The 15,780-nt window shown below is 34.0% G+C and carries 14 protein-coding genes; 7 read left to right on the forward strand and 7 right to left on the reverse strand.

Annotation, left to right across the window (positions count from 1 at the left end; all coding sequences use genetic code 11):
- Window positions 1-21 precede the first annotated feature (21 nt).
- Window positions 22-738 carry a GLPGLI family protein gene (locus ABD011_RS02310; RefSeq protein ID WP_343795465.1) on the forward strand — a complete coding sequence of 239 codons (717 nt, stop codon included), beginning with the start codon at window positions 22-24 and terminating at the stop codon, window positions 736-738.
- Between the two features lie 2 nt (window positions 739-740).
- On the opposite strand, the gene hemB is transcribed toward ABD011_RS02310, so the two are convergent.
- Genes hemB through hemA form a run of 7 tightly spaced genes read right to left on the reverse strand, consistent with a single transcriptional unit; the run spans window position 741 to window position 7,930 of the window.
- Window positions 741-1,733 (reverse strand): porphobilinogen synthase, encoded by a 993-nt coding sequence (gene hemB, locus ABD011_RS02315; RefSeq protein ID WP_343795466.1) that lies wholly within the window; start codon window positions 1,731-1,733, stop codon window positions 741-743.
- Window positions 1,734-1,760: 27 nt separating this feature from the next.
- Window positions 1,761-2,663 carry an oxygen-dependent coproporphyrinogen oxidase gene (gene hemF, locus ABD011_RS02320; RefSeq protein WP_343795467.1) on the reverse strand — a complete coding sequence of 301 codons (903 nt, stop codon included), beginning with the start codon at window positions 2,661-2,663 and terminating at the stop codon, window positions 1,761-1,763.
- A 10-nt stretch (window positions 2,664-2,673) separates the two neighbouring features.
- Complete coding sequence (locus ABD011_RS02325) at window positions 2,674-3,213, reverse strand: GNAT family N-acetyltransferase (protein WP_343795468.1); 540 nt, start codon at window positions 3,211-3,213, stop codon at window positions 2,674-2,676.
- 2 nt (window positions 3,214-3,215) lie between these two features.
- On the reverse strand, window positions 3,216-3,974 hold the full coding sequence (locus ABD011_RS02330; RefSeq protein WP_262732390.1) for an EI24 domain-containing protein: 759 nt from the start codon (window positions 3,972-3,974) through the stop codon (window positions 3,216-3,218).
- Window positions 3,967-5,028 (reverse strand): uroporphyrinogen decarboxylase, encoded by a 1,062-nt coding sequence (gene hemE / locus ABD011_RS02335; protein ID WP_129759700.1) that lies wholly within the window; start codon window positions 5,026-5,028, stop codon window positions 3,967-3,969. The genes ABD011_RS02330 and hemE overlap by 8 nt, the downstream gene beginning before the upstream one ends.
- Window positions 5,029-5,082: 54 nt before the next feature.
- Window positions 5,083-6,672: a hydroxymethylbilane synthase gene (hemC, locus tag ABD011_RS02340; protein ID WP_343795470.1), complete on the reverse strand. Its 1,590-nt coding sequence runs from the start codon at window positions 6,670-6,672 to the stop codon at window positions 5,083-5,085.
- Window positions 6,665-7,930, reverse strand: coding sequence for a glutamyl-tRNA reductase (hemA, locus tag ABD011_RS02345; RefSeq protein ID WP_131506313.1), 1,266 nt, complete (start codon window positions 7,928-7,930; stop codon window positions 6,665-6,667). The genes hemC and hemA overlap by 8 nt, the downstream gene beginning before the upstream one ends.
- Before the next feature lie 193 nt (window positions 7,931-8,123).
- On the opposite strand from hemA, the gene ABD011_RS02350 reads away from it, so the two are divergent.
- Genes ABD011_RS02350 through ABD011_RS02375 form a run of 6 tightly spaced genes read left to right on the forward strand, consistent with a single transcriptional unit; the run spans window position 8,124 to window position 15,743 of the window.
- On the forward strand, window positions 8,124-9,023 hold the full coding sequence (locus ABD011_RS02350; RefSeq protein WP_129759697.1) for a helix-turn-helix transcriptional regulator: 900 nt from the start codon (window positions 8,124-8,126) through the stop codon (window positions 9,021-9,023).
- 45 nt (window positions 9,024-9,068) lie between these two features.
- Window positions 9,069-9,665, forward strand: a complete 597-nt coding sequence (locus ABD011_RS02355; protein WP_129759696.1) for a hypothetical protein — start codon at window positions 9,069-9,071, stop codon at window positions 9,663-9,665.
- A 9-nt stretch (window positions 9,666-9,674) separates the two neighbouring features.
- The gene (gene hemH / locus ABD011_RS02360) at window positions 9,675-10,694 is read left to right on the forward strand and encodes a ferrochelatase (protein WP_343795475.1); all 1,020 of its coding nucleotides are present in this window, start codon (window positions 9,675-9,677) and stop codon (window positions 10,692-10,694) included.
- An 8-nt stretch (window positions 10,695-10,702) separates the two neighbouring features.
- Window positions 10,703-12,055, forward strand: coding sequence for an MATE family efflux transporter (locus ABD011_RS02365; RefSeq protein ID WP_343795477.1), 1,353 nt, complete (start codon window positions 10,703-10,705; stop codon window positions 12,053-12,055).
- Between the two features lie 50 nt (window positions 12,056-12,105).
- Entirely contained in the window at window positions 12,106-15,195 is a 3,090-nt protein-coding gene (locus tag ABD011_RS02370; RefSeq protein ID WP_343795479.1) for a WD40/YVTN/BNR-like repeat-containing protein, read from the forward strand.
- Window positions 15,195-15,743 carry a CopD family protein gene (locus ABD011_RS02375; protein WP_343795481.1) on the forward strand — a complete coding sequence of 183 codons (549 nt, stop codon included), beginning with the start codon at window positions 15,195-15,197 and terminating at the stop codon, window positions 15,741-15,743. Before ABD011_RS02370 ends, ABD011_RS02375 begins: the two co-directional genes overlap by 1 nt.
- Window positions 15,744-15,780: the final 37 nt, after the last annotated feature.

Consider the following 15,780-nt stretch of genomic DNA (forward strand, 5'->3'; position numbering starts at 1 on the left):
TTATTTTTCATAAATTGAAGTATGAAAAACCTGCTTTATATTTTATTGTTTTTGACTTCAGGAGCAATAGTATCTCAAACCAAAGGGAAGGTTACCTATTTGGCTACTATGAATAAAGATAGTATTAAAAAACCTACCGAAGACATAAAAGACCAAGCTAAATATGACGCATTACAACTCATTCATGGGTCGCATCCTGTTGAAGCATATTTAGTATTTAACGATAGTATTGCGTTGTACTCTGTAGAGCCTAAAATTGAAATTCCTGGATGGAATACTACTGATGGTCAAATAACTATTTCAAAGGCTAACTTAAACTTAACTTGGATTTTTGCAGGAGGAGAATCGTTATACTATACCGATTGGAGTAGGGATTGGAATATTTCACAGAAAGATGTGTATTTTGAGCGTAAGCGTATTAAATACGAAGAAAAGCCTTGGGAACTCACAAAAGAGACTAAGGAAATTTTAGGATATGTTTGTTATAAAGCTGTATCAGAAGACTCTAAACTTGAAGCATGGTATGCTCCTGAGCTTAACGTAAAACATGGACCACAAGGAATTAATGGTTTACCTGGATTGGTTTTGGAAGCAAAACGAAATAGGTTTTTAATTAAAGCCACAAACATCGATTTAGAAAACAATGAATATGAAATTATAGAAGAACCAGTTGAAGGCGAGCTCATGCAAGAAGCTGAATACAGAAAACTAGGTAAAGCGATATTTTCTAAAGAATAATATTACTTATTCAAAATTTTCACAACATCCTTAGCGAAATAAGAGGCTATAACATCTGCACCAGCGCGTTTTATGGCAGTAATTTGCTCCATCATAACAGCATCGTGGTCTAACCAGCCTTTTTCAGCAGCAGCTTTAAGCATAGCATATTCACCAGAAACCTGATATACAGCAACAGGAACATCCACTTCATTTTTGATTTCGCGAACAATATCCAAATAACATAAACCTGGTTTTATCATAACAATATCAGCACCTTCATCAATATCCATTTCGGTTTCTCTAATGGCTTCAAAACGGTTAGCAGGATCCATTTGATAGGTTTTTTTGTCTTTTGGAATATTTTGAATATCCACAGGAGCAGAATCTAAAGCATCACGAAATGGTCCATAAAATGCCGAAGCATATTTAGCAGAATAACTCATAATTCCAGTATCTGTAAACCCATTATCTTCTAAAGCTTCGCGAATGGTTAAAATACGACCATCCATCATGTCGCTTGGTGCTACAAAATTTGCGCCTGCTTCAGCGTGTGATAAGCTCATTTCAGCTAAAACATCAGCAGTTTCATCATTAAGAATAACACCGTTTTCAATTATACCATCATGTCCATAAACAGAATAAGGGTCTAAAGCAACATCTGTCATTACCAACATGTCTGGACAAGCGTTTTTAACTGTTTTTATAGCACGTTGCATAAGTCCGTTAGGGTTTAACGCTTCCGTACCTTTGTTGTCTTTAAGGTTTTCAGGAACTTTTACAAACAACAATACCGATTTTAAGCCTAAACGCCACAGTTCTTTAACCTCGTTCTCCAAAAGGTCTAAACTATACCTAAAGTAATTTGGCATAGAAGCAATTTCTTCTTTTACACCTTTACCTTCAACCACAAAAAGTGGTACTAAAAAATCATTTGGTGAAATTATAGTTTCTCTAACTAGGCTTCGAATAGCTTCGTTGGTTCTAAGTCTTCGGTTTCTTCTTAGTGGGAACATAAGTATAAGTTTTAAGTTGTAAGCTCTTTAAACCCAATTTTTAGGGTTTTGTAATACTTTAATTAGTTTTTCTTCTTCACTTCCTGTTTCAGGATGATGGTCATAAATCCATTGCACATGAGGTGGTAAGCTCATTAAGATACTTTCAATACGACCATTTGTTTTTAGTCCAAACAACGTGCCTTTATCGTGCACCAAATTAAACTCTACATAACGACCACGTCTTATTTCTTGCCAATTTCTTTGAGTTTCAGTGTATGGTAGCTGCTTGCGTTTTTCAACAATTGGAACGTAAGCTTTTAAAAAGCTATTGCCAACTTCGGTTACAAAATCATACCAATTTTCCATGTTCATTTCATCTGTTGCTTTGCAATAATCAAAGAATAACCCACCAATACCACGTGCTTCGTTACGATGTGTGTTGTAAAAATATTCATCACATCGTGCTTTGTAGTTTGGGTAAAACTCTGCATTGTGTTTGTCGCAAGCCGTTTTACAAGTTTGGTGAAAATGTTTTGCGTCTTCCTCAAAGAGATAGTATGGTGTTAAATCTTGTCCGCCACCAAACCATTGGTCAACAATATTTCCGTTTTGGTCATACATTTCAAAGTATCGCCAATTGGCATGAACCGTTGGAACCATTGGGCTTTTTGGGTGAAGCACTAAACTCAATCCGCAAGCAAAAAAGTCGGCATCTTTTACGCCAAAATAGTTTTGCATGCTCTCTGGTAAAGCACCATGAACAGCAGAAATATTTACGCCACCTTTTTCAAAAACAGCTCCATTTTCAATAACACGAGTGCGTCCTCCACCACCTTCAGGTCGTTTCCAAAGGTCTTCTTTAAATTGAGCAACACCATCAATAGCTTCGAGTTTTGAGGTGATAGTATTTTGTAAATCTTGTATATATTGATAGAATTTATCTTTCATAATTATTCTTTTAAATGGCGTCTTTATGCAATTCATAAAGTTCCATATCTAGAGTAGATTTCCCAGAAACATACTCTTTTGGTAAGGTTTTAACCCAAGTAAATCCAGAACGCTCAGCGACATTTACACTTTCGGTATTAGTTTTATGTACTACTATTTGCAACGTGTTTAATTGTAATTCTGAAAAGGCAAAATCTGTTACTGCTTTAATGCTTTTGGTCATCCAGCCATTACCAGAATATTTGCTTCCTAAGCAATATGCGAATTCACCTAATTTAGATTGATAATCCAAGTGTTTTAAAATCACTAAGCCAGCAATAGCATTAGAGTCTCTGTCTTTTATGGCAAAAGTGAATTCGGTTTTATTCTGTATTTCACTATTCTTTTTTTTGATATAGTCTTTTGAAGCGTCTTCAGAAATATTCTGAGATAGTGTTATTGGTAAATACTTTTGAAATCGTTTTCCGTTAGAAATCATTAATCGGCTTAAGTTTGAAGCGTCTGAGGGTTGTAACGTTTCTAATCTAAATATGTCAGTAACCAATACCATTTTTAAGCGTTTGATGAAATATGATTATTGGCTTTTAAAATAGAAACGGTCTCTTTTGAAGCTGCTGTAACCGAAAACGGTAATACCAAAATAACTCCCAAAACAGGAATTAACAAAAACAGCATAAACACAATACCATTACCTATGGCAACACCTCTATTTTTACGAACAAAACGTAAACTTTCCCCATATTTAAAATGACGTTCTAAGGTGTAGTCCATGTTTCCAAATCCAGCATAGTAGGCTTGTACTAAAAACAATATAATACTAGACAAAAATCCTATTACTGGAATAAAACTTATAAGAAGAATAGGAATGGTAAGTAAGAGTTCCATACATAGGTTTCTGAGGTTAATTCTAATACCTCTCCACAGTTGCTCCTTAAACGAAGTGTTTCTATGAGAATGCTCCTCAATATTAAGTAAGTAAGCTTCAATTTTTTCAGACACAGGACTCATAAAAGGCGCAGACAATGCCATAATAATATGCTTGTATAAAATAAGCCCTAAAACAATAATAGTAAGACCACCTATAACATTACTAATTGTAGTAAAAGTTTCTTTTCCCCAATCCCAAACCCAAATTTTTGAGATGTAAAACCCTAAATTATCAGAAAGCCCATAAGCAGAAAGTCCTATAACTATTGCTGTAAATAAGCTAATAGCCATAGGAATAGCAAAATACTTCCAGAGCTTAAGTTTTGAAATTAAACCCAAAGCTCCAAAGTATGCTTGTATGCCTTTTGCTATATTTTTAAACATGATATTCTTTTACTGCATCAACAAACGCTTTAGCATTATCTAAAGGAATGTTTGGTAGTATACCATGACCTAAATTTACGATATATTTATCCTTTCCAAACTCATTTATCATTTGATGCACCATTTTTTTAATTTCTGCAGGAGGAGACAATAATCTTGAAGGATCAAAATTTCCTTGTAGTGTAATATTTCCACCTGTTAGGTAGCGTGCATTTTTAGCAGAACATGTCCAGTCTACTCCTAAAGCCGAAGCACCAGATTTTGACATTTCATTAAGCGCAAACCAACAACCTTTTCCGAAGGCAATAACAGGAGCATCGTCTTTTAACGCGTCAATAATTTGTTGAATATATTGCCAAGAAAATTCTTGATAATCTACAGGAGACAACATGCCTCCCCAAGAATCAAATACTTGAACTGCATTACAACCTGCTTTTACCTTTTCTTTTAAGTAAGCAATAGTAGTGTCGGTAATTTTTTGAAGTAATTGATGCGCAGCAATAGGATTGGTAAAACAAAATTCTTTAGCCTTATCAAAGTTTTTGCTGCCTTGACCTTGTACACAATAACATAAAATGGTCCAAGGAGAACCCGCAAAACCTATTAAAGGAATCTCGTTGTTTAGCTTTTCTTTGGTGGCTTTTATAGCTTGGTAAACATAATCTAATGCAATGGTTACGTCAGGAACAATAACATTATCGACATCTTTTTGAGAGCGAACCGGATTAGGTAAATACGGACCAAAATTAGGTTTCATTTGTACCTCAATGTTCATAGCTTGAGGAATAACCAAAATATCTGAAAACAAAATGGCAGCGTCCATACCATATCTGCGTATAGGCTGTACGGTAATTTCACTTGCTAACTCAGGTGTTTGGCAACGTGTAAAGAAGTCGTACTTAGCTTTTATTTCCATAAATTCAGGAAGATAACGTCCTGCTTGACGCATCATCCATACAGGAGGACGGTTAACAGTTTCTCCTTTTAATGCTCTTAAGAATAAATCGTTGCGAATACCTTCGGAAGAAGGTATCTTATTAATGTTGTTTTCCATATTTATGTTATTCCTGGATTGTCAGGAATTTAGTTTAATTGTAATTTTATGTTTTTAAGATTTCTGCTTTCGCAGGAAATACTCATTCACCAATTCAATAACGCTTTCAACAGTTGGCACTTTTGCAACACGAACATCTTTAAAATGCTTTTGTGCTTCTTTAGCTGTGGTTTCTCCAATGCAAAACGCAACAACTTCGGCGGTGTTTTGCTGTACAAAACTCTCTACTGTTGAAGGGCTATAAAACATGACACTTTCAATAGCCTTATCAACTTTTAAAGCATCGTATTTTGTTTGGTAGGCTTCAACTTCGTTAAGTTTTATTTGGTGCTCGCTTAAAATATTTGGTAAATCTTCAAGTCTTATGTCACTGCAAAAGAATGTAGCTTCAGCACCATTCATAAATTCAACCATATATTCAGCTAAAGCTTTAGCATTCTTTTCAGAATGGGTAACTTTTCCTATTCTTTGCTCTATTAATCGCTTGGTACGACGACCAACACAATAAATGTTTTTAAATTTTAATTCTTCAGCTGGACAATTGGTTAAAATAGCTTCTACTGCATTTTTACTAGTGATAATCACATTTTCTATTGGTGATTTTAAAACAGTAGGCGGAATTCTATTCAAGCTAATTTTAATAGCATCGTTGCTTTCGACCACTAAATTTTCATTAAATAGAAAACGCTGGTCTTCGGTTAAAGACTTGGTAGAATATATGTTTGTAGGTTTGCCTGAATGTTTAATATCATCCATAAGACGTTTGCCACCACGCTCAATAATATAATCGCTTGTATATTGTGCAATGTCATGATGGTTGCCTAATTTTTCTGAACGTGAAACTTCAATTTTTTTGCTTCCGTCAGGACTTAACAATACACCTTTAAAATGAACTTCTTCGTTTTTGATAACTGCTAATGCGCCAATTGGAGCAGAGCAACCACCTTCTAGTAGTCTTAAAAACTGACGTTCAATAGTGGTGCATATTTCAGTGTCTTCGTGGTTTATTTGTTGGCAAATGGCTTTAGTTTCTTCGTCATCATCTAATGCAACTACCATTATAGCACCTTGTGCTGGAGCTGGTATCATCCAGTCTAGATTGATTGAAGTTTCAGGTCTTATCCCTAATCGTCCTAATCCTGCAGCAGCAAAAATGGCTCCATTCCAATCGTTGTCTTCAAGTTTTTGAAGTCTTAAATTTACATTTCCTCTTAAATCTACAACGTTGTGAGTTGGATAGCGGTTAAGCCATTGCGCTCTTCTGCGTAAACTTCCTGTTGCGATAACACCTTCTTTTTGTGATAAAAACTCTTCGTTGTTTTTAAATACCAAAAGATCTTTAGTATTACCACGTTTTAAAACAGCAGCTTGTACAATACCATTAGGTAAAATTGTTGGTACATCTTTTAAAGAATGAACAGCAATGTCAATATCTCCATTAAGCATAGCAATGTCCAATGTTTTAGTGAAAACACCAGTGATTCCTAGCTCATACAATGGTTTGTCAAGCACTAAGTCGCCAGTTGACTTTACAGGTACAAGTACAGTTTTGTGTCCTAATTGTTCTAGTTGTTGTTGTACAGTTTTGGCTTGCCACAGTGCAAGTTCACTATCGCGAGTTCCAATTCTAATGAGTTTAGACATGGTTTTTTGAAGGTTCTTCTAACTGAAATACTTTTTTAATTAATTCAAGGCTTTCAATGGTAGAAATGCCATCATCTTTTAAATGATGTGCAAAATGATTGGTTATTTTTTGAATAATATTGTTGCTGATGAGTTCAGCTTGTGCTTCATTAAAATCGACTAATTTTTTACGTTGCGAATCTAGTTCAGCAATTTTAAAATCGTTGAGCTTGTGTTTTAATGCTTTTATGGTTGGTGCAAATTTTCTTGTTTCTAGCCAATTATTGAATTCAATTTTAATCTCTTCTATAATGGTTTCGGCATAAGGAACTTGACCTTTGCGCTTTTCAAGCGTTTCGTCAGTAATTTGAGATAAATCGTCGAGGTGTATTAATGTAATATTGCTCAAGTCTTTTACATTACTGTCAACATTTTTTGGGATAGATAAATCTAAAACTAACAAAGGTTTTTTGCTTTGTATTAAGTGTTTGTCAACCGTTGGGTTTTGTGCTCCTGTTGCTACAATTAATATGTCAGATGCGTTTATTTCTTCTTGAAGATTAGCATAATCTTTAACCAACACATTAAACTTTCCAGCAACTTCTTCGGCTTTGGTTTTTGTTCGGTTAATTAATGTAATGTGCTCGTTTTTGGTATGTTTAATAAGGTTTTCGCAAGTATTTCTACCTATTTTTCCTGTTCCAAAAAGCAATATGTTTTTGTTTGAAATATCACTTACATTATTCAAGATATATTGCACTGAAGCAAAAGAAACCGATGTTGCTCCTGAAGAAATATCAGTTTCGGTCTTAATACGTTTACTGGCTTGTATTACTGCATTTACCAAACGCTCTAAATAGGCGTTAAGCAACCCTTCTTTTTTAGCAGATTTTGCGCTAACTTTTAATTGGCTTATAATTTCAAAATCACCAAGGATTTGACTGTCCAGTCCACAACCTACTCTAAAAATATGAGAAATAGCTTCGGTGTTTTTATAGATATAGGCAACGTTTTGAAACTCTTCAACAGTACCTTTTGTGTTGTCGCAAAGCAATTTTATTAATTGGTATGGATGTTCAGCAAAACCGTAAATTTCGGTTCTGTTACATGTAGAAATAACTATTAAGCTTTCAACTCCATTGATTTTAGCTTGTTGATACAAGGCTTGCTTACCTTGTTCGTCTAAGCTAAAATGTCCTCTAATTTCAGCATCAGCCTTTTTGTAGCTTAAGCCAATAGCATAAAAGTAGGTCGTCTTTGATTTATTATTGTATTCCATTAAATCTATTTGGAAAAATATGAAAACAAAAATATAAGTATCATCGACAAAAAAATAACGCTCAAAGAACAATAAGTATCGCTTGTGGTTTTTTAACGTAGTTTTTTAATAAAATGTGATAATTGTCATATTTTTGTAGAATTAACAGCGCTTTTAAAGCTTTTAGTTTAGAATCAATCTAAATAATATTAAAATGAATTCAAGTTTTAATACCATAAAAAATATCGCTAAAGGGTCTTTTAACGAAGTTGAAATTGATAAAGATTTTTATGTGCTTACCTATCAAAACAATAATGATGAGGTTGAAACACTTGAGCGAGAAATAGATAGTAGTTTTATACAATTTCACTTTTGTTTAAAAGGCTCAAGTAATTTTATTTTTAACAACGGAAATTACACCTTAGAGATTAAAGATGAAAATTCGTTGTTGCTTTATAATCCGCAACGCGATTTGCCTATTCACCTTAAAAGTAATCCTGATAGTTGGTTGGTTTCGGTTTTAATTTCTATTAAAAAATTCCATAGCTTGTTTTCTCAAGAAGCCGATTATATTACGTTTCTAAGTGATGATAACAAGGATAAAAAGTATTATAAAGATGGAAAAATTACACCATCAATGGCTGTTGTGTTAACTCAGCTTATTCATTACAACCTTAATAAGTCAATCAAAAACCTTTACTTTAAAGGGAAAGCTTATGAACTTTTAAGTTTGTATTTCAATAGAAGTGAAGATGCAAATATTGAACAATGTCCATTTTTGGTAGATGAAACCAATGTGATAAAAATTAGAAAAGCTAAAGATATCATTATTGCTCGTATGACAGAGCCTCCTACACTGCAAGAGTTAGCTGATGAAATTCAACTTAGCTTAAAGAAACTAAAAGAAGGTTTTAAAGAAATTTATGGTGATTCAGTTTTTAGTTTTTTGTTTGATTATAAAATGGAAGTTGCTAGAAAACTACTAGAGTCAGGAAACAATAATGTTAACGAAGTAGGACTTAAAGTTGGGTACAGTACTGCAAGCCATTTTATTTCAGCTTTCAAGAAAAAGTATGGAACAACTCCAAAAAAGTATTTAATGTCATTAACCTAAAACTTGAATAATACTGTCGTATTTTTGCTAAAAACAAATTTAATAATGAAGCACTTTTTAACGCTTGCCCTTTTTTACCTTATATCTTTTTCAACATTTTCTCAATCTCATAAAGAGGTAATCACCAAAGAAGTCAATGTGTATTTCAACAATATGACCACTCAAAATTTTGATGGTGTTTTAGACTACATGTATCCAAAAATATTTGATATGGCTCCAAGAGCTCAAATGAAATTAGGTATGGAACAAATGTTTAACGCTAAAGATATGCGTATTGAATTTTTGGCTAATGATATTACTAAAATTTCAGATAAAATGGAAGTGGATGATATTGCATACGCAGCCGTTTTTTATGATAGTAAAATGAAAATGACCTTCTTAACCGAAGACAACCAAACCCAAGAAGACAAAAAAGGATTTTTAATGTTTATGAAATCCACCATGCAAACCCAATTTGGTGAAGATAATGTTACTGATGATTTAGACACTATGTCGTTAATTATAAAAATGAGTGCAACAATGTATGCGATTAACGATCCTCAATATCAAGGATGGAAGTTTTTAGGCAATGACGATGCACTTAAAATGTTAGTGGACAAAATTGTTCCAGAAACCGTTAGAACACAATTGCTAAATAATTAAAATTGATTTATGAAAGGCGTTTTACTTGTAAATCTAGGTTCTCCTGATAGTCCAAACCCAAAAGACGTAAAAAAGTATTTGGGTGAGTTTTTAATGGACGAACGTGTTATTGATATTCCTTATCCTGCAAGAGCAGCTTTAGTAAAAGGAATTATTTTAAAAACAAGACCAAAGGCATCAGCAGCTGCTTACAAAAAGATTTGGTGGGAAGAAGGTTCTCCACTTATTGTAATTTCTGAACGTTTACAAAAAGGAATTCAACAGCATACTGATATTCCTATTGCATTAGCAATGCGTTATGGAAGTATGACTATAAAAAAAGGATTGCAAGAGTTGGTAGATAAAGGTGTTGATGAGGTGTTACTATTTCCTTTGTATCCTCAGTTTGCAATGGCAACTACCGAAACAATTACGGTTTTGGTTGATGAACTTCAAAAGGAATTTTTTCCAAATTTAAAGATTGAATCTGTTCCTGCATTTTACAATAAGCCAGATTATATTGAGGTACTTTCAAACTCTATTCAATTTCATTTAAAAGATAAAAACCCTGAACACATATTGTTTTCTTATCATGGTGTTCCTGAACGTCATATCAGAAAAAGAGATGTCACAAAATCACATTGTAAAATTGATGGAAGCTGTTGTGTTACACCATCAAAAGCGCATGAGTTTTGTTATAGACATCAATGTTTGGAAGTTACACGATTAGTTGCTGAAAAATTACAACTTAAAGAAGGTACTTACTTAACATCGTTTCAATCGAGATTAGGATTTGACCCATGGTTGCAACCTTATACTGACCGAACTATTGAAAGAATGGGAAAACAAGGCACTAAAAATATGGCTATTGTTACACCAGCGTTTGTTAGTGATTGTCTAGAAACTCTTGAAGAAATTGCTATGGAAGGTGAAGAGATTTTTCATGAAATGGGAGGCGAAGAATTTACTACAATTCCTTGTTTAAACGATGATAAAGAGTTTGTTGAGCTATTGTCTAAATGGATTAATACTTGGGTAAGTAAAAATTAAAGCAATGAATGGCTAAAATAAAAGCTACAGATTTAGGGACACAACCTATAGGTAAGCTGTTGATTAGACAAGCTGTACCAGCATCAATAGGTATATTGGTAATGTCTTTAAATATTTTAGTAGATACCATATTTGTTGGAAACTGGATTGGCTCTATTGCTATTGCTGCTATTAATGTAGTATTGCCTGTATCATTTTTTATTGCAGCTCTAGGAATGAGTATTGGAGTAGGAGGTTCTTCAATAATATCAAGAGCGTTAGGAGCTGATAATAGAGAAAAAGCCTTAAAAACCTTTGGTAACCAAATAACTTTAACGCTTTTATTTACTTCAACTTTAGCAGTTTTTGGATTAGCTTATGTAGATAGTATTATTCCTGCTTTTGGAGGTAAAGGAGCTATTTTTGAACCTGCTAAAATTTACTACACAATTGTGCTATATGGAGTGCCATTTTTAGCACTGAGCATGATGGGAAACACTGTCATAAGAGCAGAAGGTAAACCTAAATTTGCCATGTATGCAATGATGATTCCTTCTGTTGGAAACCTTATTCTAGACTATGTATTTATTAATGTTTTAGATTTTGGCATGCAAGGAGCTGCTTGGGCTACTACAGGATCTTATGTTTTATGTTTAGGGTTTATTATTTGGTTTTTCTTTTCTAAACACTCCGAATTAAAAATAAACCTATCACATTTTAGGTTGCAAAAAAATATAATTTCAGAAATTGGTTCGCTTGGATTTGTCACTTTAGCAAGACAAGCTGTGGTGAGTATTACTTACTTGTTTATGAATAACATATTATTCAATTTAGGAGGAGAAACTTCGGTAACAGCCTATGCTATAGTTGGTAGAATGCTCATGTTTGCGCTTTTTCCTGTGTATGGTATTACACAAGGATTTTTACCTATTGCAGGCTATAATTATGGTGCATTAGCTTACAGTAGAGTTAGAGAAACCATTAATACAGCTATTAAATATGCAGTAATTTTAGCAACAATGGTTTTTGTGTTGCTTATGGTATTTCCTGAGTTTATTACAAGATTATTTACGCACGATGCTGAAGTTATTAAGCAAACACCTAGTGCAATGCGTTGGGTATTTGCTGCAACACCAATAATTGCAGTACAGTTGATAGGAGCAGCGTATTTTCAAGCTATAGGAAAAGCGACTCCAGCATTATTATTAACCTTAACACGACAAGGCTTTTTCTTTATTCCTTTGATATTTATTTTACCAGAGTTTTATGGAGAATTAGGTGTGTGGATGTCATTTCCAATTGCTGATGTGTTATCTACCTTGGTTACAGCCTATTTTTTACATCGTGAAGTCAAGTTAAAATTGGTGTCAGAATCTAATTAACCGTATTTAATTATTATTTTTAGTCCACATTGATATTAAAACCAACCAAAATGAAACGCTCTTTTCTGTTTTCGCTATGTCTAGTTTTTACAACCTTAAATTTTAATGCTCAAGATTTTGAACAATCTGATTTTTCTGCTTTAGAGTATCGTTTAATCGGTCCTTTTAGAGGAGGAAGAAGTGCAGCAGTAACAGGTGTACCAAACCAACCTAATCTATATTACTTTGGAGCAACAGGAGGAGGAATTTGGAAAACAAAAGATGGAGGACGAAGCTGGGAAAATATTTCCGATGGTTTTTTTGGTGGAAGTATAGGAGCCATTACAGTATCTAAAAGTGACCCAAACGTGATATATGTTGGTGGAGGAGAAAAAACCGTTCGTGGTAATGTATCTTCAGGATATGGTATTTGGAAAAGTGTTGATGCAGGAAAAACATGGACATCTTCAGGATTAAAAACGTCTCGTCATATACCAAGAATTGCTGTAGATCCAACAAACCATAATATCGTTTATGCAGGTGTGTTGGGTAACATCTATAAACCAACCCAAGAAAGAGGTGTTTATAAAAGTACAGATGGTGGAGCAACATGGAAAAAAACCTTATTTGCTAACAACCAAGCAGGAGTTGTCGACTTATTGATTGACCCAACCAACCCTAGAATTTTATATGCTTCCACATGGAATGTACAACGAACGCCTTATAGCTTAAGTTCAGGTGGAGAAGGATCTGCGCTTTGGAAAAGTACTGATAGAGGTGAAACCTGGACAGAAATATCAATCAATGAAGGCTTTGCCGAAGGTACTTTAGGTATTATAGGAGTGTCAGTATCGCCAATAAACAATCAACGTGTTTGGGCTATGGTTGAAAATAAAGATCAAGGCGGTTTGTATAGAAGTGATAATGGAGGAGAAACTTGGACTAAAGTTAATAGTGATAGAAACTTGCGACAAAGAGCGTGGTATTATACTAGAGTTTATGCTGATACCAAAGACGTAGATGTGGTATATGTACTAAACGTAAGATATCATAAAAGTACTGATGGAGGTAAAACGTTTAGTTCGCATAATGCACCACATGGAGACCATCATGATTTATGGATAGCACCTGAAGATCCAAATAGAATGATTATTGGAGACGATGGAGGAGCTCAGGTAACTTATGATGGAGGAGAAACCTGGAGCACCTATCACAACCAGCCAACATCACAATTTTATCGTGTTACAACCGATAATCATTTTCCGTATCGTATTTATGCAGCACAACAAGACAATTCTACAGTAAGAATTTCGCATAGAACAGATGGACGATATATTACTGAAGATGATTGGGAGTCAACTGCTGGTGGAGAATCGGCTCATATTGCAGTAGACCCAGAAGATAACGACATAGTTTATGGTGGAAGTTATGACGGATTTTTAACACGATTAAATCATAAAACAGGTACTGTAAGAGCTATAAACGTATGGCCTGATAACCCAATGGGACATGGAGCTGAAGGTATGAAATATCGTTTTCAATGGAATTTTCCAATACTGTTTTCTAAGCATAATCCTAACCGACTATACACGTTTTCCCAACATGTTCATGTTACTGAAAATGAAGGGCAATCTTGGGATATTATAAGTCCTGACTTAACACGAAATGATCCTGAAAAATTAAAATCTTCAGGAGGACCTATTACTCAAGATAATACTTCGGTAGAATATTACTGTACCATTTTTGCTGCTCAAGAATCTCCAATTACCGAAGGTTTGCTTTGGGTTGGTAGTGATGATGGATTAATTCATGTTACCAAAGATGGAGGAAAAAGCTGGGAAAATGTTACACCTAAGGGAATGCCTGAATGGATGATGATTAACAGTATTGAACCAAGTGCTTTTGATGCTGGTACATGTTATGTTGCTGGTACAAAGTATAAAACAGGAGATTTCACACCTTATTTGTATAAAACAACCGATTACGGAAAAACTTGGAAAAAAATCACTGATGGAATTAATTCAGAACATTTTACCAGAGTTCTTAGAGAAGACCCAAAACAAAAAGGATTGCTGTATGCAGGAACAGAAACAGGAATGTATATTTCGTTTAATGATGGAAAAAACTGGCAACCATTTCAGTTAAATCTTCCTATCGTTCCTATTACAGATTTGACGATAAAAGACAATAATTTAATTGTTGCAACTCAAGGACGAAGCCTTTGGATTATTGATGATTTAACAGTGTTACATCAACTGTATGGTTCTTCTTCCGAAGGAAATAAATTATTCAAACCAAAAGACACCTATAGGATGAGTGCTGGTTATAGAACAGGAAGTAAAACAGCAGGAACAAATCATCCTAATGGAGTAATGACCTATTTTGATTTAAACAAATATGATAAAGAAAACGATGAGGTGTCTTTGACGTTTTTCAATCAAAAAGGAGATACTATCAATTCGTTTTCTACTAAAAACAAAAAGAAAAATACATTAGAAGTTAAAGAAGGAATGAACCAGTTTGTTTGGGACATGACATACGATGGAGCCGAAAAACTAGATGATATGATTTTATGGTGGGCAAGTCTTGATGGTCCAAGAGCAATACCAGGAACTTATAAGGTAAGCTTAAATGTAAACAGCAATGTTACTTCCCAAACATTCAATATTGTTGCTGACCCAAGAGCTGAAAGTTCACAGGCAGATATGCAAAAACAGTTTGATTTTATTACTGATGTGAATAAAACTATGGACAAAGCACATAAGTCCATTAAAAAAATAAGAAACATAAAAGAACAGCTCACAGCCTTTGAAACGCAATATAAAGGAAATGATGATTTAAAAGAGTTGCTAGAAGCTGCCAAAAAACTAAAAGAAGACTTTACTAAAATTGAAGAAGCATTATATCAAACTCAAAATAGAAGTGGACAAGACCCTTTAAACTTCCCAATAAGACTAACAAACAAGCTGGGACACCTTAATGCCTTAGTTGGTATGGGAGATTTTGCACCAACTGATCAGGATGTAGCTGTAAAAAATGAATTGACTAAAAAAATCAATGTACAATTAGATGCGTTTAATCAATTAATAAATACTGAAATCAGCGCTTTTAATACAGCGTTTAACGAAAAACAATTAAATTATCTATTTGTTGAAGATTAATGGAATATTATAATTACATAAAGGCATTACACCTCATTTTTGTGGTCACTTGGTTTGCAGGTTTGTTTTACATTCCTAGATTGTTTGTGTATCATATTGAAGCGTCTCAAAAACCATCTCCTGAAAAGGAAATTCTTTCTGAACAACTCAAGTTAATGACCAAACGATTATGGACCATCATTACATGGCCTTCAGCTATTTTAGCTACCATTTTTGCGGTTTGGTTGCTTATACTCATACCAAGTTGGTTACAACAACCTTGGATGCATGTAAAACTAACATTTGTAGTGTTGCTCTTTATCTATCATTATAAAACGCATGTGTTTTACAAACAGTTGCAGCAAGACGATATTAGGAAGACCTCTAATTTTATGCGATTATGGAATGAAGGAGCAACATTTATCCTTTTTGCTGTGGTGTTTTTAGTCATTTTAAAAAACGCTATTTCTTGGGTTTTTGGTGTTATAGGTTTGGTGGTTTTAGCAATACTTTTAATGCTAGGATTTAAAATGTACAAGCGCATTAGAGAAAAAAATAGGAGAACTTAAATGCATTTTTCTGTTTTTTAAAACACCTTAGGTGGTT

It is taken from the genome of Gaetbulibacter jejuensis, from assembly GCF_039524015.1.
Classification (GTDB): domain Bacteria; phylum Bacteroidota; class Bacteroidia; order Flavobacteriales; family Flavobacteriaceae; genus Gaetbulibacter_B; species Gaetbulibacter_B jejuensis.